The sequence below is a fragment of the Nocardia sp. XZ_19_369 genome, assembly GCF_015355715.1.
Taxonomy (GTDB): Bacteria; Actinomycetota; Actinomycetes; order Mycobacteriales; family Mycobacteriaceae; genus Nocardia.
In genome coordinates, this window is sequence record NZ_JACVED010000003.1 from 751,055 (window position 1) to 768,624 (window position 17,570).

General features: G+C 68.3%; 16 protein-coding genes. 7 read left to right on the forward strand and 9 right to left on the reverse strand.

Translation table 11 applies throughout. The features are described from left to right. Positions 1-36 precede the first annotated feature (36 nt). Positions 37-1,566 (reverse strand): aldehyde dehydrogenase family protein, encoded by a 1,530-nt coding sequence (locus IBX18_RS14880; RefSeq protein WP_194834225.1) that lies wholly within the window; start codon positions 1,564-1,566, stop codon positions 37-39. A 112-nt stretch (positions 1,567-1,678) separates the two neighbouring features. Here IBX18_RS14880 and IBX18_RS14885 point away from each other — a divergent pair, with 112 nt between their 5' ends. After that, positions 1,679-2,131 carry an Lrp/AsnC family transcriptional regulator gene (locus IBX18_RS14885; RefSeq protein WP_040732134.1) on the forward strand — a complete coding sequence of 151 codons (453 nt, stop codon included), beginning with the start codon at positions 1,679-1,681 and terminating at the stop codon, positions 2,129-2,131. A gap of 63 nt (positions 2,132-2,194) precedes the next feature. Next, a complete protein-coding gene (gene lat / locus IBX18_RS14890) occupies positions 2,195-3,529 on the forward strand; it encodes an L-lysine 6-transaminase (protein WP_194834226.1) in 1,335 nt (444 codons plus the stop codon). 84 nt (positions 3,530-3,613) lie between these two features. On the opposite strand, the gene IBX18_RS14895 is transcribed toward lat, so the two are convergent. Both IBX18_RS14895 and IBX18_RS14900 read right to left on the reverse strand, forming a co-directional pair. Beyond that, positions 3,614-3,958 (reverse strand): hypothetical protein, encoded by a 345-nt coding sequence (locus IBX18_RS14895; RefSeq protein WP_194834227.1) that lies wholly within the window; start codon positions 3,956-3,958, stop codon positions 3,614-3,616. Further along, positions 3,958-4,377 (reverse strand): DUF1707 domain-containing protein, encoded by a 420-nt coding sequence (locus IBX18_RS14900; protein WP_194834228.1) that lies wholly within the window; start codon positions 4,375-4,377, stop codon positions 3,958-3,960. Before IBX18_RS14900 ends, IBX18_RS14895 begins: the two co-directional genes overlap by 1 nt. A gap of 30 nt (positions 4,378-4,407) precedes the next feature. Here IBX18_RS14900 and IBX18_RS14905 point away from each other — a divergent pair, with 30 nt between their 5' ends. Then, entirely contained in the window at positions 4,408-6,051 is a 1,644-nt protein-coding gene (locus IBX18_RS14905; RefSeq protein ID WP_194834229.1) for a serine/threonine-protein kinase, read from the forward strand. Positions 6,052-6,360: 309 nt separating this feature from the next. After that, the gene (locus IBX18_RS14910) at positions 6,361-8,382 is read left to right on the forward strand and encodes a serine/threonine-protein kinase (protein WP_194834230.1); all 2,022 of its coding nucleotides are present in this window, start codon (positions 6,361-6,363) and stop codon (positions 8,380-8,382) included. Positions 8,383-8,625: 243 nt separating this feature from the next. On the opposite strand, the gene IBX18_RS14915 is transcribed toward IBX18_RS14910, so the two are convergent. From IBX18_RS14915 to IBX18_RS14925, 3 genes are all read right to left on the reverse strand, one after another. Beyond that, positions 8,626-9,564, reverse strand: a complete 939-nt coding sequence (locus tag IBX18_RS14915; RefSeq protein ID WP_306796266.1) for a patatin family protein — start codon at positions 9,562-9,564, stop codon at positions 8,626-8,628. A gap of 128 nt (positions 9,565-9,692) precedes the next feature. Then, positions 9,693-11,498, reverse strand: coding sequence for an acetyl/propionyl/methylcrotonyl-CoA carboxylase subunit alpha (locus IBX18_RS14920; protein WP_194834232.1), 1,806 nt, complete (start codon positions 11,496-11,498; stop codon positions 9,693-9,695). A gap of 159 nt (positions 11,499-11,657) precedes the next feature. After that, complete coding sequence (locus tag IBX18_RS14925; protein ID WP_194834233.1) at positions 11,658-12,572, reverse strand: sulfurtransferase; 915 nt, start codon at positions 12,570-12,572, stop codon at positions 11,658-11,660. Positions 12,573-12,738: 166 nt separating this feature from the next. Between IBX18_RS14925 and IBX18_RS14930 the strand changes: the two genes are divergently transcribed. Then, positions 12,739-13,599 (forward strand): metalloregulator ArsR/SmtB family transcription factor, encoded by an 861-nt coding sequence (locus IBX18_RS14930; RefSeq protein WP_194834234.1) that lies wholly within the window; start codon positions 12,739-12,741, stop codon positions 13,597-13,599. On the opposite strand, the gene IBX18_RS14935 is transcribed toward IBX18_RS14930, so the two are convergent. The 3 genes from IBX18_RS14935 to IBX18_RS14945 all read right to left on the reverse strand — a co-directional run bounded on the left by IBX18_RS14935 (position 13,525) and on the right by IBX18_RS14945 (position 16,294). Next, a complete protein-coding gene (locus IBX18_RS14935; RefSeq protein WP_194834235.1) occupies positions 13,525-14,157 on the reverse strand; it encodes a nucleoside triphosphate pyrophosphatase in 633 nt (210 codons plus the stop codon). The genes IBX18_RS14930 and IBX18_RS14935 overlap by 75 nt on opposite strands. Next, positions 14,154-14,492 (reverse strand): acyl-CoA carboxylase subunit epsilon, encoded by a 339-nt coding sequence (locus tag IBX18_RS14940; protein WP_194834236.1) that lies wholly within the window; start codon positions 14,490-14,492, stop codon positions 14,154-14,156. The genes IBX18_RS14935 and IBX18_RS14940 overlap by 4 nt, the downstream gene beginning before the upstream one ends. Before the next feature lie 161 nt (positions 14,493-14,653). Continuing rightward, positions 14,654-16,294 carry an acyl-CoA carboxylase subunit beta gene (locus tag IBX18_RS14945; RefSeq protein WP_194834237.1) on the reverse strand — a complete coding sequence of 547 codons (1,641 nt, stop codon included), beginning with the start codon at positions 16,292-16,294 and terminating at the stop codon, positions 14,654-14,656. Between the two features lie 208 nt (positions 16,295-16,502). On the opposite strand from IBX18_RS14945, the gene IBX18_RS14950 reads away from it, so the two are divergent. Together IBX18_RS14950 and IBX18_RS14955 are read left to right on the forward strand one after the other, a co-directional pair. Next, the gene (locus tag IBX18_RS14950; protein ID WP_194834238.1) at positions 16,503-16,688 is read left to right on the forward strand and encodes a hypothetical protein; all 186 of its coding nucleotides are present in this window, start codon (positions 16,503-16,505) and stop codon (positions 16,686-16,688) included. A 51-nt stretch (positions 16,689-16,739) separates the two neighbouring features. After that, positions 16,740-17,540 (forward strand): biotin--[acetyl-CoA-carboxylase] ligase, encoded by an 801-nt coding sequence (locus IBX18_RS14955; RefSeq protein ID WP_194834239.1) that lies wholly within the window; start codon positions 16,740-16,742, stop codon positions 17,538-17,540. Positions 17,541-17,570: the final 30 nt, after the last annotated feature.

Below are 17,570 nucleotides of genomic sequence, written 5' to 3' on the forward strand. Positions count from 1 at the left end.
CGGCTCCGCGGAGCCGGGCCTTGTGTCGGCTACGTATCAGCCGAACTTGATGCCTTGCGCCAGTGGCAGTTCGGCGGAGTAGTTGATGGTGTTGGTGGCCCGGCGCATGTACGCCTTCCACGAATCCGAACCGGATTCGCGGCCGCCGCCGGTCTGCTTCTCACCGCCGAACGCGCCGCCGATTTCGGCGCCGGAGGTACCGATATTGACGTTGGCGATGCCGCAGTCGGAGCCGTCGGCGGCCAGGAAGCGCTCGGCCTCGCGCTGGTCGCTGGTGAAGACGGCCGACGAGAGTCCCTGCGGCACTTCGTTGTGCATGGCGATCGCACTGTCGAAGTCGTGGTAGGTCAGCACGTAGAGGATCGGCGCGAAGGTCTCCTCGCGCACCACCGCGGTCTGGGCGGGCATCCGCACGATCGCCGGCCGCACGTAGTACGCGTCGTCGCCGAAGCCGTCGACTCGTTCACCGCCGCAGATCAATTCGCCGCCGTCGGCGAGCGCCTTGTCCAGTGCGGCCCGCATGCCCGCGTAGGCCCGGCCATCGATCAGCGGACCGACCAGCACCCCGTCCTCCAGCGGATTGCCGACGCGCAGTTGCTGATACGCGCTCTCGATCCGCTCGACCAGCGGCCCGACCACATCGGCGTGCGCGATCAGCCGGCGCAGGGTGGTACACCGCTGGCCCGCCGTGCCCGCCGCGGCGAACACGATGCCGCGCGCCGCGAGCTCCAAATCCGCTGAGGGCGTGACGATCGCGCCGTTGTTGCCGCCCAGCTCCAGCAGGCAGCGGCCGAACCGCTCGGCCACCCGCGGCGCCACGATCCGGCCCATCCGGACCGAGCCGGTCGCGCTGACCAGCGCCACCCGCTCGTCGTCCACCAGGCGGGCGCCGACGTTCGCCGCACCCTGAACCAGTTGGTGCACTTCGGGATCCGCGCCGACGTCCGTCGCGGCGCGGCGCAACAGGGTGTGGCAGGCGAGCGCGGTCAGCGGCGTCGTCTCCGACGGCTTCCACACCACGGTGTCACCGCAGACCAGCGCGATCGCGGTGTTCCACGCCCACACGGCCACCGGGAAGTTGAACGCCGAGATGACCCCGACGACGCCCAGCGGATGCCACGTCTCCATCAACCGGTGGCCGGGCCGCTCCGAGGGCATCGTCTGCCCGTAGAGCTGGCGCGACAGGCCGATCGCGAATTCGCAGACGTCGATCATCTCCTGCACCTCGCCCGCGGCCTCGGCGCCGATCTTGCCCGCCTCCAGCGTGACCAGCTCGGCGAGCTCGCTCTTGTGCGTGGTCAGCAGCTCGGCCAGCCTGCGCACCACCGCGGCGCGGACCGGTGCGGGCACGGTGCGCCACGCGCCGAATGCCGTGGCCGCCCGTGCGATCGCGGCATCGACCTCGTCCATCGAGCTCGATTGCAGGGTCATCAGCTGTCCGCCGGTGATCGGGCTGCGGGCGGGCAGATCGCCGGATTCCGGGGGCGTTACGCCGAGTCCGCGCAGCACCGCTGCCGCGCGCTCCGCGAGTTCCCGAGTGGTCTGATCGCCGAGTACATCTGTCATCTGTTGCTCCGCCGTACCTTTCGGCCGCATTGCGGCGTATCTGTCCCATGTCTTGGGAGGATCGGGGTGAGGTTCCTGCCACGAGCGGGGTCGCCTGGGTTAGTCTCCGCTGATGGCGGATACACCTGCACGACCTGCACTCGACGACATCGATCGCCTGCTGATTCGGGAACTGATGGCCGATGGACGCGCCACGCTGTCGAATCTGGCCGAGAAGGCGAGCCTGTCGGTGTCCGCCGTGCAATCGCGGGTGCGCAGGCTGGAAGCGCGCGGGGTGATCCGCGGCTACACGGCGCACGTCGACCCGGAGGCACTCGGCCAGCTGTTGTCGGCATTCGTCGCGATCACTCCTCTCGACCCGTCGCAGCCCGATGACGCCCCGGCCGTATTGCAGCACATCCCCGGGATCGAGGCGTGCCATTCGGTGGCCGGTGACGAGAGCTATGTCCTGCTGGTGCGGGTGGCCTCACCACGGCACCTCGAGCAGCTGCTGCAGGAGATCAGAGCGACCGCCAACGTCAGGACCCGAAGCACCATCATCTTGCAGACATTCTATGACAGGTAGCTGTTACGTGTAATTAATCCGCTTTCCTGTACAGAAACCGTAAATTTTCGTATCCTCGGTGGCGTGACCATCGAACTGGAACGCACCCGCCCGGCGGTCACCCCCGCCGCCCGGGTGCACGAGATCTTGTCGGCCAGCATCCTCGCCGATGGCTTCGACTTGGTGCTGGACCTACAACAGTCCCGCGGCTGCAAGCTCGTCGACGAACGTGACGGCAGCTCCTATCTGGACATGTTCGGCTTCTTCGCGTCCAACGCACTGGGGATGAACCACCCCGCGCTGGCCGAGGACGACGAGTTCCGCGAACAGCTGGTGACCGCCGCGCTCAACAAGCCGAGCAACTCCGACATCTACACCGTCGAGATGGCCCGGTTCGTGGAGACGTTCGTGCGGGTGCTCGGCGATCCGCGGCTACCGCACCTGTTCTTCATCGACGGTGGCGGGCTCGCCGTGGAGAACGCGCTGAAGATCGCGTTCGACTGGAAGAGCAGGCACAACGAAAGCAACGGCCGCGCACCGGAACTCGGCACCAAGGTGCTGCACCTGACCGGCGCCTTCCACGGCCGCACCGGCTACACCATGTCGCTCACCAACACCGACCCGGTCAAGACCGCCAGATTCCCCAAGTTCGATTGGCCGCGCATCGACTCGCCGTACCTGAGCGAGGACCACGACATCGACGCGGCCGAAGCCCGTGCGCTGGACCAGGCCCGCCGCGCCTTCGCCGAAAACCCGCACGACATCGCGTGTTTCATCGCCGAGCCGATCCAGGGCGAGGGCGGCGACCGGCACCTGCGGCCGGAGTTCCTGCAGGCGATGCAGCAGCTGTGTCACGAGAACGACGCGCTGTTCGTGCTGGACGAGGTGCAGACCGGCGTCGGTATGACCGGAACCACCTGGGCCTACCAGCAACTCGGCGTGCAGCCCGACGTCATCGCGTTCGGCAAGAAGACCCAGGTGTGCGGTGTGATGGCGGGTGGGCGCGTCGACGAGGTGCCCGACAACGTGTTCGTGGTCAACTCCCGGATCAACTCGACCTGGGGCGGCAACCTCACCGACATGGTGCGCGTCCGGCGCATCCTCGAGGTGCTGGAGCAGGACTCGCTCATCGAACGGTCGCGGGCCCTGGGCGCGCATCTGCTCGATCGGCTGCAGATCCTGGCCGCGCAGCATCCGAGCATCACCGAACCGCGTGGACGTGGCCTGATGTGCGCGGTGACGGTGGCGTCGGCGCAGTTGCGCGACGAGGTGGTCACCGCACTGCGGGAACGTGAGCGTGTGCTGATCCTCGGCACGGGTGATCGGGGAATCCGCTTCCGGCCGCCGCTGACCGTCAGTGTCGCTGAGCTGGATGCCGCGGTCGACGCGCTCGATCGGGTGATCGCCGGCTTCGAGTAGGGCGACACCGCTTATTGCGACTATGCGCGGGCAGCCGGGATCTCTCCGGCGGCCCGCGCATTTGCTGTTGGTGCCCGTAGTTGCTCAGTCGATGGTGGGGCGCAGGCCCAGGGCACCCTCGACGAATCGGCGGACGGTGGTCAGTCCGGCTTCGAGGGCCGGTTCGTATCCTGCGCGCGCCCAGCCGGTGAGTTCGGCGGTGCCGTCGCCGAGGGGTCTGGCGCCGACCTCGGCGACCATCTCCGCGGTGGTCGGTTCGCAGACCGCCCAGGAGAAGTGGGATTCCTCGGCCCACCCGGCGGTGCGCAGCGCGACGTAGCCGGGGTCGGTGATGCCGCCCTCGGCCAGGGCCGGGCGATCGTCGATCCGGTCGTCGGCGCGCAGTGCGCGCAAATACCAAGTCCCCGCGTTGATTTCGATGGGTTCCATCACGAGTCCCTGCGGCGGTCGTGACCTCGGCCATGCCCACCGTGCCCACCGTGACCGCCGTGCCCGCTGCCGAACAGCAGGGCGCCCATCAGCGGAATCGCCAGGAACCACAGCCAACTGCCGGTGGTGAAGAACAGGATGACCGCCAGGATCGGAACGACCGCCATCGCCCGTTCGGGCCAGCCGGCGAGGAAGCCGGACCTCGACTCGGCAGGCACCGCAGCGGCTTTGACGAGCGGATCCGGCAGATCCGCGAAGACCGGTGTGATGTCACCGCGGGTGACGGCGGCCGCGATCACCGCGCTGCGCTCGTCGAATTCCGCGACGCTGAGCCGCCCGGCTGCGAAATGATCGGACAAACGCCGCATAGCGTCTTCACGCTCCGCGGTGCCGATACGGATTTCGGGTAGCTCCTCCATGAGGAGAAGGCTAGCGGGAGGTTCAACACCATGGGTGAGACGTGGTTCGGCCACTATCGCCTCGATCGATTGCTCGGCAGCGGTGGCACCGGACAGGTGTGGCTCGCGCACGACAGCAGCGCCGATCGTGTGGTCGCATTGAAGGTGTTGTCCGCCTCGGTGGCGGCCGACCCGAAGTACCGGCAGCGGTTCACCAGGGAGGCGCGGCTGGCGGCCCAGGTGCGCGGGCCGCATCTGGCGGCGATTCATTCCTTCGGCGAGCTCGACGGTCAGCTCTATCTCGATATGGAGTACATCGAAGGCACCGACCTCGCCACCGTGCTCCGGTGCGAGGGGCCGATGGCGCCCGCGCGGGCGGTGCGGATCGTGGTGCAGGTCGCGGAGGCCCTCGATGCCGCGCACCGGGCCGGGCTGGTGCATCGCGACGTCAAACCGTCCAACATCATGCTCGACTCCGCCGGGGTCGCGCATCTGATCGACTTCGGTACGGCGTATCGGGTCGACCAGCCCGCGATCACCACGAGCAGCAATGTGGTCGGCACGCTGGCCTACATGGCGCCGGAACGCTTCGCCGGTGCGGGCGACGCCCGCTCCGACCAGTACTCACTGGCCTGCGTGCTCTATGAATGCCTCACCGCGCGACGGCCTTTCGGCAATGGCGATGCCGCACAGTCGCTGATGGCGCACCTGATGACCGACCCGCCGCTCGCCGCCGACTTCAATCACGCGGTGCCCGCCGGATTGGATGCCGTCATCGCGCGCGGCATGGCCAAGGTGCCGGAGCAACGGTGTGCCAGCGCAGGGGAATTGGCGTCGGCCGCGTATGCCGCGATCACCGGGCTCGATGTGCCGACGGTGCAGACCTCCGCTGCGGCATTTTCGACATCTGCTCTGCCGCAGTCGTTTCGAGCAGCTGATGTGCCTGCGACACTGCCGCTGAGACGTGCTCCGGGTCAGCGTGACTCGGCGCGAGCGGGTGCGGGAGCTGCGGCGCAAAGGGTTACGTGGTCGGAGCGGTTCGGTGGTTCAGTCGGCGACGGTGGTCTGCGGGCGGACGTCGGTTCGGGCGAGGGTGTTTCGCGGCAGGGGGCGGCTGCTGAATCGTTGCGTGCAAACGCGGCAGGGCGTAGCACCGGTTCGGCCGGGCACGGACCCGGTTCGCAGGAGGACGGTTCGCGGCAGACGACGAGATCGCGCGTCGCGGCGGGTGCTTTGGTGGTGCTTCTCGTGGCGGTGGGCATGGCGCTGTGGCTGGGGCGGCCGGGTGGACCCGGAAGAGATTCCGCCGCACCGACTTCCGTGCCGACCGCGGGCCCCGGGCCTTCGTCCACGATGGCGCCGCACGTCGCCTCCGCGCACACCCTGCCCCCGGTCGCAGCGAATTCCCCAGCGCCGGTTCCCGCGCCGGCCGTCACCCTTCCGGTCGCTTGGCAGCCGTGCGATCCCACCGTGGATGTGCGCGGACTCGCCGAGGACGGCACGCTACTGCACTGCATCGGCACCGCCGACCGCGCCGCGAACTGGATGCCCGCGATGCCGGCGGCCGAGCAGCCGAAGCAGGACACGCCCAAGCCGAAGCAGGACACCACTAAGCCGGATCAAGGCGACGAGTCCAGCGGAAACTCGGGTAACGGCAATGGCAATGGGCGGGGCAAGCCTGGCAACGGCCGGTAGACGAGGTCGCGAAGCCATGTCCTGTTCGCTGATGGTCAGGTTGTGCGGGCTCGCCGAGCGGGACATCAGGTGAGTGTGTGCTCGATTCCGGCCGCGTCATGTCCCGTTGGTGGGTTGCCGGGCTTCGCAATGTCCGGCGGGGTGTTGTCGATGACACACTGGCCGGGTCGGCGGGGCGGGGTTAGGCTCCGAAGGAGGTTGGGTTCTGCGGTGTTCGCGGTGTGAGCTGGCGATTTTCAGCGACGCCTCGGGTTGATCGGAGGCCGGCGGGCCGGGCCTGGACAAGTCGACGGTGACTGGAGGTTCGCGATGGGGGAGGTGCGATTCGGGGGATATCGGCTGGAGCGTCTGCTCGGCAAAGGCGGGATGGGGCAGGTCTGGCTGGCCTACGACGACGCGAATGCCCGCTGGGTGGCGTTGAAGCTCTTGCCGACCGAACTTGCCGCGGATGCTGGGTATCGCAGGCGATTCGAGCGCGAGGCCGAGGTGGTGGCCCAATTGCGGGATCCGCGTATTCCGCGGATCCATCGGTTCGGGGAGATCGACGGTCGGCTGTTCATCGACATGGAATTCGTCGAGGGCCGCGATCTGGCGAGCACGATTGCCGCGGGGGCACTGGCGCCCGCCGCAGCCGTCGGCATCGTCGGACAGGTGGCGGCCGCGCTCGACGTGGCGCATCGGGCCGGGCTGGTACACCGTGATGTCAAGCCGTCCAACATCGTCGTGCACGCCAGCGGCTTCGCCTATCTGATCGACTTCGGCATCGCGCACGGCATCGGCCAGACCGCGGTCACCACCACCGGTTTGGCGATCGGCACCCTGGCCTACATGGCGCCGGAACGGTTCACCGGAAAGGCGGACGCCCGCTCCGACGTGTACTCGCTCGCGTGTGTCCTCTACGAATGCCTCACCGGCTGCCGTCCCTACGGCGACACCGACCCCGCCCAGCAGATGCACGCCCATCTGATGACCGACCCACCCCGCGCCGCATCCCGCAACGCCGCCGTCCCCGCCACCCTGGACGCCGTCATCAGCCGCGGCATGGCCAAGAACCCCGCCGATCGCTATGCCACCGCAGGCGATTTCGCCGCTGCCGCGCATGCCGCGGTCGGCACCCAGCTGCCCGCTCCCCGTCTGCCGAAGTCGCCTGCGTTGACAAAAGTACTGCCGGTGCCGGACTCCGCGCCGACTCGGTCAGCCGCCGCTGAGCGTGCTGCCATCGACGCCCAGCGCCCCGCACCTGCCCGTCCGCCGAACTCGCCTTCGTCCACGAAAGTGCTCCCTACTCCGGGCCCCGCGCCTACTCGGATAGAGACTCGGCTCGAGACGTTGCCTCCGAGTTATGCGCCACCACAGCCGTATTCGGCGCGGCCTGTTCTTCGGGGCCCGGTGTCCGCCGATCAGAATGCGTATTCCGGAGTGCCGCAGCGGGGCTCGGCGCCGGTCGGCCAAGCGTCGGATCCTCGGGCACAGCAGCCGGTTTCGGGGGCGCGGCAGCTCGGTGCGGCGGCACGGGGTCTGCGCGCCTTGGTAATGCCGCGTTCATCCGAACAGCGCGCTGCAGGTCCGGTGGAGCTGGCTCGTCCAGGGGCGCAAGCTCGTCCGATGGTTCCGCAGCAGCGATACCCCGCCGGATACGGGCGGCGCGTCTTTCCTGCTCCGGCGAAACCGCCCAAGTCGCAGCGGTATTCGGGAACTCGCCGACGGCCGTCGGCTGCTCCGGTGCGGCGGCCGCGGCGTAAGCGTGGCGGTGTGTTGTCGAAGGTAATCGGTGCGTTGGTCGTCGTCTTTCTGACGCCGTTCATGCTGGCGGCGGGGTGTGTCGCGTTGCTGGCGCCGGCCGGCCGGGTCGGGGACTCGGGTGGGTCGGGCGCACCGCCGCCCACGGCGATGGCGGAGGAGAATCCGGCGCCACCGCCGGAACAGCCCGAGTCGGTGGGGCTGGCGGCCGCGGGTACGCCGGTGCGGGACGGGAAGTTCGAGTTCGTGGTGCGCGACGTCGATACCGATGTCCGTCGGGTGGGACTACAGACGGCGTCGGGTTCGTTCGTGATCGTCACGCTCGAGATCCGCAACATCTCCGCCGAGCCGAAGCGGTTCCTGCCCTTCGGGCAGCGCCTGTTCGACACCCAGGGCACCCCGTTCGACCACAACGCCACCGCCACCATGTGGCAATCCACCCAGCACGGCTACGGCTACTCGTTCGAACTGGCACCGGGCCAATCGGCAACCACCCAACTGGTTTTCGACGTACCAGTTGAGACGACCCCGACCCACCTGGAGCTACACGACTTCGTCCTCTCCAACGGCGTCGCCGTACGGCTGGACTAAGCCCTGCCGCTCCACCGGGCGAGGCTTAGCCGATCGCAGAGCCTGCACGTAAGCCGCACGCCTCCTGTAGCGAGTGTGCGGCGTACGAAACGGTGTGCGGCAATCGGATCGGCTGCGCGGCGAGGTGCGTGAGATCGGCCGGAGGGCATGACCGCAGGCGACGCGGAGAAAGTCTGGTGACGCGGGCGCGGTCTGGTGACGCGGCGATCTGGAGACGCGGGCGGCTAGGCGGCGCGCGAAGGGTCAGGCGACGCGGGCGTTGTCGGACAGCGCGGTATGGACCGCGTTGCGGCCGATCGCGAGCGCTTCGGCGAGCAGGGTGGTGTCGCGGGCGGCGCTGTCGATGTCGGGGGAGCCGAGGGGCGGATGGATCTGCAGGACGGCGCCACCGAGTTCAGCGAGGGCGCGGTCCTCGATGGCCTGCTGGTGCGGGCGTTGTATCCAGGCGCGGTAGGCACCGGGCGCGGTGGCGCGCAGATACCCGCCACCTACGACACGGTGCAGCAGAGACGCGGGCGGGCGCTGTTCGTCGATGCGACGGGTGCGCAGGACGAGCGCATGCGTGGCACCGCTGCGAACGGCGGTGCGGATGGGGACGGTTTCGGTCAGGCCACCGTCGAAGTAATGCGAACCGCCGAGCGGGACCGGCGGCCCGGCGAGGATCGGCAACCCCGCGGAGGCTCGCAGCGCGCGCATGAGGCTGCGCTTGTCCACGATGTACGGGTGCAGGTCCACCGCGCGGCCGGTGCGGACGTCGGTGGCGATGGGGTGAAAGGTGGTGGGGTTGGCCAGGATCGCCGGGAAATCCATCGGCTCGATCCCGTCGTAGACCTGATGCACCAGGTAGCGCAGGTCGAAGGCGGGCCGCCCGCGCAGCAGCCTGGCCGGGTCGATGGCGCGGCGCATGATCGCCGGATCGGTCCAGGAGCGCATGCCCGCGACGGCACGTCCACCCAGCAGCCAGGCGCCGTTGATCGCTCCGGCCGAGGTGCCGTAGACGGCGTCGAAAACCGCGCCGAGGCCCAGTTCCTCGATGGCCGAGACCATCCCGCTCGAGTAGACCCCGCGACTCCCGCCGCCTTCGACGACGAGTACCAGCCGGTTTCCGTCGGTGCGACTTCCCGCCGCACGGCGGGCGCGGATAATCTCCGCGACGGCGGAGACGCTCGGCGTACTGGTCACCGGACCACGATACGACAGAGCGGGCGCGGACGTCATGGTCCAGCGCCCGCCCGAAGCGGTATTCGCCCTGCGTTTACGCGAGCACTACCTGGTCGTATCGGCCCGGCGCGAGCCGAACCGACTCGACCTCACTTGATTTCGGCGAGCACCGTGCCCTGGGTGATCGCGGCGCCCGCCTCGACGGACAGGCCGGTGACCACACCCGCCTTGTGCGCGTTGACCGGGTTCTCCATCTTCATGGCCTCGAGCACCACGATCAGGTCGCCCGCCTCGACGGACTGGCCCTCTTCGACGGCCACCTTCACGACGGTGCCCTGCATGGGCGCGGTGACGGCGTCACCGGAGGCGGCACCGCCGGCCGCGCCGCCACGCTTGCGCGGCTTGGGCTTCTTGCGGATCACCCCGGCGCCGTTGCCCGCGGCGGCGGCAGCGCCACCACCGAGGCTGAACTGGCCGGGCAGCGAGACCTCGACGCGACGGCCGCCGACCTCGACGACCACCTTCTGCCGGGGCAGGTCTTCTTCGTCGTCGTCGGCCGGTGCACCGCCGGTGAACGGCTCGACGGTGTTGGTCCACTCGTTCTCGATCCACTTGGTGTAGACGTCGAACTTGCTGCCGTCACCGATGAACGCGGGATCCTCGACGATCGCCCGGTGGAACGGGATGACCGTGGCCAGCCCGTCGACCTCGAACTCGGCGAGCGCGCGCCGGGCCCGCTCGAGCGCCTGGGTGCGGTTCTCGCCGGTGACGATCAGCTTGGCCAGCATCGAGTCGAACTGCCCGCCGATCACGCTGCCTTCCACCACGCCGGAGTCCACGCGCACGCCGGGGCCACTGGGCTCGCGGTACACCGACACCGGGCCGGGCGCGGGCAGGAAGCCGCGACCGGCGTCTTCACCGTTGATGCGGAATTCGAACGAGTGACCGCGCGGGGTCGGGTCCTCGGTGATGCTCAGTTCTTCGCCGTTGGCGATGCGGAACTGCTGGCGCACCAGGTCGATACCCGCGGTCTCCTCGGTGACCGGGTGCTCGACCTGCAGCCGGGTGTTCACCTCGAGGAACGACACCGTCTCGCCCTGCACCAGGTATTCGACCGTGCCCGCGCCGTAGTAACCGGCTTCCCGGCAGATCGCCTTCGCGGAGGCGTGGATCTTCGCGCGCACCTCGTCGGACAGGAACGGCGCAGGCGCCTCCTCGACGAGCTTCTGGAAACGGCGCTGCAGCGAGCAGTCGCGGGTACCGGCGACCACCACGTTGCCGTGCTGGTCGGCGATGACCTGCGCCTCGACGTGGCGGGCCTTGTCCAGGTACTGCTCGACGAAGCACTCGCCGCGACCGAACGCGGCGACGGCCTCGCGGGTGGCCGAGTCGAACAGCTCGGGGATCTCCTCGATGGTGTGCGCGACCTTCATGCCGCGGCCACCGCCACCGAAGGCGGCCTTGATCGCGACCGGCACGCCGTATTCCTTGGCGAAGGCGACGACCTCGTCGGCGTTCTTCACCGGGTCCTTGGTGCCCGCGGCCATCGGGGCCTTGGCGCGCTCGGCGATGTGCCGGGCGGTGACCTTGTCGCCGAGGTCGCGGATGGACTGCGGCGACGGGCCGATCCAGATCAGCCCCGCGTCGATGACGGCCTGGGCGAAGTCGGCGTTCTCGGAGAGGAATCCGTAGCCGGGGTGGATGGCGTCGGCGCCGGAGCGCGACGCGGCATCGAGGATCTTGTCGAAGACAAGGTACGACTCGGCGGAGGTCTGCCCGCCGAGGGCGAACGCCTCGTCGGCGAGCTTCACGAAGGGGGCATCGGCATCCGGCTCCGCGTATACCGCGACGCTGCCGAGGCCCGCGTCCTTGGCAGCCCGGATAACGCGCACGGCGATCTCGCCTCGGTTAGCTACGAGTACCTTCGTGATCCGTGCGCTGGCATGGCTGGGCACTGAGCCTCCTGTGTGCAATCTTTGGTCGCCCCGTGGTCGACGAAACTACGTCTCGGGCGAGTGTAGGCAGTCTGCCAACAGACGGCGCACTCGGCCAGTCCTACTCATCAGTAGGTCGTGGATCACACTCGCCCTCTCAGGCGGAAAGGCGTGCGTGCGCTACCTGCCGCGGCCACGGCGTGCGGTACCGGCCGGTGCCGCACCGGGTTCAGTCCCCTTGGCGATCGGCATGCGCACCGAGTTGCCCCACTCGGTCCACGAGCCGTCGTAATTGCGCACGGTCTCGAACCCGAGCAGATAGGTCAGCACGAACCAGGTGTGGCTGGAACGTTCGCCGACACGGCTGTAGACGATCAGATCGTCCGCGGCGCCCAGCGCGCCGTAGATCGCGTCCAGCTCGGCGCGGGAGCGGAAGCGGCCGTCGTTGTTGAAGGCCTCGGTCCACGGAATGTTCGCGGCGGTGGGGATGTGCCCGCCGCGCAACGCCGCGTCCTCGGGGTTGATCGGCGGGTGGGCGAGCTCGCCGGAGTATTCCTCGGGCGAACGCACGTCGATCAGCGGCTTGCCGAGGTGGGCGAGGACGTCTTCGCGGAACGCCCGCACGGTGCTGTCGTCGCGGGTGACGGCCGGATAGTCGCTGGGGGTGCGGTGCGGGATGTCGAAGGTGGTGTCGCGTTCCTCGGAAATCCAGGCGCCGCGACCGCCGTCCAGCAACCGCACATCCTGGTGTCCGAACAAAGTGAAAACCCACAATGTGTGCGCCGCCTGCGCGTTGCCCCGGTCCCCGTAGATGACCACGGTATCGTCTCGCTCGATTCCCTTGGCGCGCATCAACTCGGTGAATCGGGCACCGTCGATGTAGTCACGAGTGACCGGATCGTTCAGATCGCCCCGCCAATCGATCTTGATCGCGCCGGGAACATGCCCGATGTCATAGAGCAATATGTCCTCGTTGGACTCGACGATCTTGAGTCCCGACGTGCCGATGTTTGCCGACAGCCACTCTGTGGTTACTAGTCGGTGAGGATGTGCGTAAGAACCGAATGAGGGATGTGGGTCCGGAGCAGCGGGCACGATGTGGGTCCTTCACGCGTGGTAGACGGTAGTTTCTGCGGTTCAGGTCTCACAGCGATGGTATGTGTGAGGCGTTAGTGACTCTCGTTTCAGATCACAAATCGGCTGAATGAGCGAATAAATCGCACCTGCATCCGATAAAGTCTCCCGGGAGGAGGGGTGAGCTATGTCCGATTCTTGGCCGCGGCGGCGACTGCTCGCGATCCTACGTGGCGCCAGCGAGCCTCTCGACGCCCAGGAACTGGCCAGAATCACCGGACAACACGTCACCACGGTTCGGTTTCATCTGGACGTGCTCACCCGGGAATCTCTGGTGCGGCAATTTCAGCAACCGCCCCGCGGTCGCGGACGTCCGCGCATCGGTTACAGCGCGGTGCAGCGATCGGTCGGCTACCAGGAACTCGCACAGGTGCTCGCCGACCAACTCGGCCCCGACCCGCGCCGACGGTCCGAGGCGGCCATCGCGGCAGGCCGGGCCTGGGGCGCGAAACTGGACGCCGGTGACCATCGGGTCGAGTCGCTGGAGGACGCCAAAGACGTCACCATGACGCTGCTTTCGGAGCTGGGCTTCGCGCCGGAACGCGATCCGAACGAGACCGCCGAGCAGGCGCTGATCCGGCTCACGGCCTGCCCGCTGCGGGAACTCGCGCGCACCCACTCCGAGGTGGTGTGCGGTGTGCACCTGGGTCTGATCAAAGAGGTCTTGGACCGCAACGGCGCACGCGGCGACGTGAATGTGCGCCTGCATCCGTTCGTCGAGCCGGAACTGTGTGTGGTCCGGCTGGAGATGCTGGCGCGGCGCGAACAGGACACGCGTCGGGAGACGGAACTGCGTCGCGACACCGAATTGCGCCGGGAAACGGAACTGCGGCGCGAGCCGGACAACCGCGAGGTCGCCACGGTGCCCGCGGTCGGCGACACCTGCGGCTCCGAGCCGCTGATCGCGCCGCCGTCAGCCGGCCGGGTGGCCCCACAGCTGCGTAACGGCGACCCCAACGTCGCCAAGCAGTCGGCGCAGCAGTGGTAGCCCGATCCCGATGACGCTCGACGGATCGCCGTCGATGCGGTCTACGAACCAGCCGCCGAGCCCGTCGAGGGTGAACGCGCCCGCCACCTGGAGCGGTTCGCCGGTGGCGATGTAGGCGTCCAGCTCGTCGGGCTCCGGCTTGGCGAAATGCACTGTGGTGGAACTGCAGTCGATCGCTTCGGCGGTGATGCGGCCGTCCTGGAGGCGAAGGACGCAGTGCCCGGTCACCAGATCGGCGCTGCGCCCGGCCATTTCACCCCAGCGGGCCCTGGCCACCTCGGCGGTGTGCGGCTTGCCCTGGAGCTCGCCGTCCACCAGCAGCATCGAATCACAGCCGACGACAACACAATCGGCGGCGAGTTCGGGGATCGTCGCGGCGACCGCCGCGGCTTTTGCCCTGGCCAGTTGGACGACGACAACGTCGGGTGCGGTGCCCTCGGGCAGCGCGGCCGCGATCGCGTCCTCGTCCACGTCGGACACCCGGACGATCGGGTCGATGCCCGCCGAGCGCAGCACTTCGCGGCGGGCCGGGGAGGCGGAGGCGAGGACGAACTTCACCCGCGCAGGTGCGACAGCTGTGGGAAGGCGTAGGGGGAGAACGGGGAGGTGCCCCGGTGCATGAAGGTGGGGCGGCCCCACATGTCCGGCGGGCCGGACGGACCGGCCGCGCTGTCGTTCGCGGCCGCGGTCAGCACGCAGACCAGCGCCGCGATCTCCTCGTCGCTCGGGTTGCCCTTCACGACGGTGAAGAACGGCTTGGCCGCCTCGGCCGCGGACTCGGTCGCCGCTGCCCCGTCGACGTGGTGCGCCGCCTCGACCTCGTCGTCGAGCGAGCCGACGGTCAGGTCCAGTTCGGCGGCGGTCAAAACATCTTCTTCTGCCACGGTCGTCACAGTGCCAGATCCTCTCTTTGCCTGATCAGGCGTGTTCCCTGATGCGAAACCAGCGGACGGGTGATGCGATCACCCTCGGATCCACTCATTGCGTCTCTGTAACCAGTGTGCGCGGCATACCGAGGGTATCGCTGTACCCCAACCGGGTGTTGCGGTCTGAATCACAGCGGAATGTTGCCGTGCTTCTTCGGAGGCAGAGTTACCATCTTGCGCTCCAGCAACCGCAGCGCCGAGACGATCTGGCCGCGGGTGTGCGAGGGCGGGATGACCGCGTCCACGTAACCGCGCTCGGCCGCGACGTACGGGTTCACCAAGGTGTCCTCGTACTCGTTCTGCAGCTGCAGCCGCAGCGCATCGACGTCTTCGCCGCCGGTCGCGGCTTCTTGCAGCTGCTTGCGGTAGACGAAACCGACGGCGCCCGAGGCACCCATCACGGCGATCTGCGCGGTCGGCCAAGCCAGGTTCACATCGGCACCCATGTGCTTGGAACCCATCACGTCGTAGGCGCCGCCATAGGCCTTGCGGGTGATGACCGTGATCTTTCCCACAGTCGCCTCGCCGTAGGCGTAGAGCAGCTTCGCGCCGCGCCGGATGATGCCGTTGTACTCCTGCCCGGTGCCGGGCAGGAAGCCGGGCACGTCGACCAGGGTGAGGATCGGAATGTTGAACGCGTCGCAGGTGCGCACGAACCGCGCGGCCTTCTCCGAGGCGTCGATGTCGAGGCAGCCGGCGAACTGGGTGGGCTGGTTGGCCACGATGCCGACGCTGCGGCCGTCGATCCGGCCGAAGCCGACGATGATGTTCATCGCGCGCTCGGCCTGCACCTCGAGGAACTCGTCGTCGTCGAGCAGGCGACGGATCACCTCGTGCATGTCGTAGGGCTGGTTCGGTGAGTCCGGGATGATCGAGTCCAGCTCGCGGTCCTCGTCGGTGAGCGAGTCCTCGATCGCGCCTTCGATCGGGTCGGTGGCCGGGAAGCGCGGCGCCTCGGCGCGGTTGTTGCTCGGCAGGTAGGACAGCAGGTCCTTGACGTAGTCGAGCGCGTCCTGTTCACCGGAGGCGACGTAGTGCGCGACACCGGATTTCACCATGTGCGTGTGCGCGCCACCGAGGTCCTCCATGGTGACGTCCTCGCCGGTGACCGTCTTGATGACGTCGGGGCCGGTGACGAACATCTGGCTGGTCCCGTCGACCATCACCACGAAGTCGGTGAGCGCGGGGGAGTACACGTGCCCGCCCGCGGCCGGGCCCATGATCAGCGAGATCTGCGGGATCACGCCGGAGGCCTGGATGTTGCGGTGGAAGATCTCGCCGTAGAGGCCGAGCGAGACGACACCCTCCTGGATGCGCGCGCCCGCGCCCTCGTTGATGCCGACCAGCGGACGGCCGGTCTTGAGCGCCAGATCCATCACCTTGACGATCTTCTCGCCGTAGACCTCGCCGAGGCTGCCGCCGAACACGGTGACGTCCTGGCTGAAGATGCAGATGTCGCGGCCGTCGATGGTGCCGTAGCCGGTCACCACGCCGTCGCCGAGCGGCCGGTTCTTGTCCAGGCCGAAGTTCACGCTGCGGTGCCGCGCGAGTGCGTCGAGTTCGACGAAGGAACCCTCGTCCAGCAGCGCCAGGATGCGCTCGCGGGCAGTCATCTTGCCCTTGGCGTGCACCTTGTCGACCGCGGCCTCACCCATCGGGTGCTGCGCCTCTTCCAGCCGATTCCGCAGGTCAGCCAGCTTCCCGGCGGTGGTGTGGATGTCGGGGGCGCCCGCCGGATCTTGCGCGGACTGCTGCTGGACACTCGTCATGGCTCCGGAGTGTAACCAGTAGCAGTGCTTCCCACTAACCCAGTAGGGGCTACCGGTGGGTAAAAAAGCGCAGCTAGATCGCCATGTGGAAGCGCGATTCCAGGCGTTTTGGCGCGTTTGCGCCGGTAGAAAATCGGTATCGGCCGCCATGGGTGTCCAGTTAGCCTGGAGGAGTCCAGTTTTCGTGCTCAGGGGGAGGAGCCCAGATATGTGGGAATGGAGCAAGACCGTCGCGGAATACGCGGCCGCGGCGTCATGGACGAGCTGGCACGAGTTCGAGACCGAGCCGACGATAGTCGACCCGGATTTCCGGACCGAGACGGCGCCCAGCGACGCTGAGGGCGTCGACGGTGCGGCCCGCGCACCGAGTATCGACTACCTGCTCGTCGGTTAGTCGCATACGACCTCGTCGGGCGGACTACCCCGCACCAAGTAGCCTGCCCCTGTGACCAGGTCCCCTTTGGCTGCAGAGCAGTTGCGACGCAGTCTCATCGAATCGCCCGAGCTGTCGTTCTTCCGCCACATCGAGGTGGTGGAGTCGACCGGGTCCACCAACGCGGACCTGATCGCGCGAGCAGGCGAACCGGACGCCGATCGCGCGGTACTCCTTGCAGAGGCGCAGGAGCAAGGGCGTGGCCGACACGCACGCACGTGGGTCAGCCCACCGCGAGCTCAGATCTCGATGTCGCTGCTGGTGCGGCTGCCCGGCATCGAGCCGGCGGTGCTCGGCTGGCTGCCGTTGCTCACCGGCATTGCCGTGGTGGACGCACTGCGCGCGACGGCCGGTGTCGCCGCGAACCTCAAGTGGCCCAACGATGTGCTGATCGATGGCCGCAAAGTGGCGGGCATCCTGGCTGAGGTCGCGTCGGGCAACGAGGTACCGGCGGTGGTCGTCGGCGTGGGGCTGAACGTCAGCCTCACCGAGGCGGAACTGCCGGTGCCGCATGCCATTTCGCTCACCGTGGCCGGGGCCGAGGTGACCGACCGGACGCTGATCGTGCAGTCGATGCTGACCGAATTCGCCCGCCGCTTCACCGCGTGGCGCGACGCGGGCTGGCAGACGGCCGACCTCGCCGCCGCCTACCGGGAGCGCTGCGCGACGCTGGGTGCCGAGGTGCGCGCCGAACTGCCCGGTGGTCAGACGTTGACCGGTATCGCCACCGACATCGACGACGCGGGCCGGCTGTTGATCGGCGACAAGCCGGTCTCCGCGGGCGACGTCACCCACCTGCGCGCCGGCTACTGACGTATCGAAAACCGAACAGCCGCACAAGTT

Coding starts and splice junctions, on each gene's coding strand:
- IBX18_RS14950 (WP_194834238.1), top strand. CDS start 16,503: ATGTGGGAATGGAGCAAGACCGTCGCGGAATACGCGGCCGCGGCGTCA.
- IBX18_RS14885 (WP_040732134.1), top strand. CDS start 1,679: ATGGCGGATACACCTGCACGACCTGCACTCGACGACATCGATCGCCTG.
- IBX18_RS14905 (WP_194834229.1), top strand. CDS start 4,408: ATGGGTGAGACGTGGTTCGGCCACTATCGCCTCGATCGATTGCTCGGC.
- IBX18_RS14945 (WP_194834237.1), bottom strand. CDS start 16,294: ATGACGAGTGTCCAGCAGCAGTCCGCGCAAGATCCGGCGGGCGCCCCC.
- IBX18_RS14900 (WP_194834228.1), bottom strand. CDS start 4,377: ATGGAGGAGCTACCCGAAATCCGTATCGGCACCGCGGAGCGTGAAGAC.
- IBX18_RS14895 (WP_194834227.1), bottom strand. CDS start 3,958: ATGGAACCCATCGAAATCAACGCGGGGACTTGGTATTTGCGCGCACTG.
- IBX18_RS14930 (WP_194834234.1), top strand. CDS start 12,739: ATGTCCGATTCTTGGCCGCGGCGGCGACTGCTCGCGATCCTACGTGGC.
- IBX18_RS14880 (WP_194834225.1), bottom strand. CDS start 1,566: ATGACAGATGTACTCGGCGATCAGACCACTCGGGAACTCGCGGAGCGC.
- IBX18_RS14910 (WP_194834230.1), top strand. CDS start 6,361: ATGGGGGAGGTGCGATTCGGGGGATATCGGCTGGAGCGTCTGCTCGGC.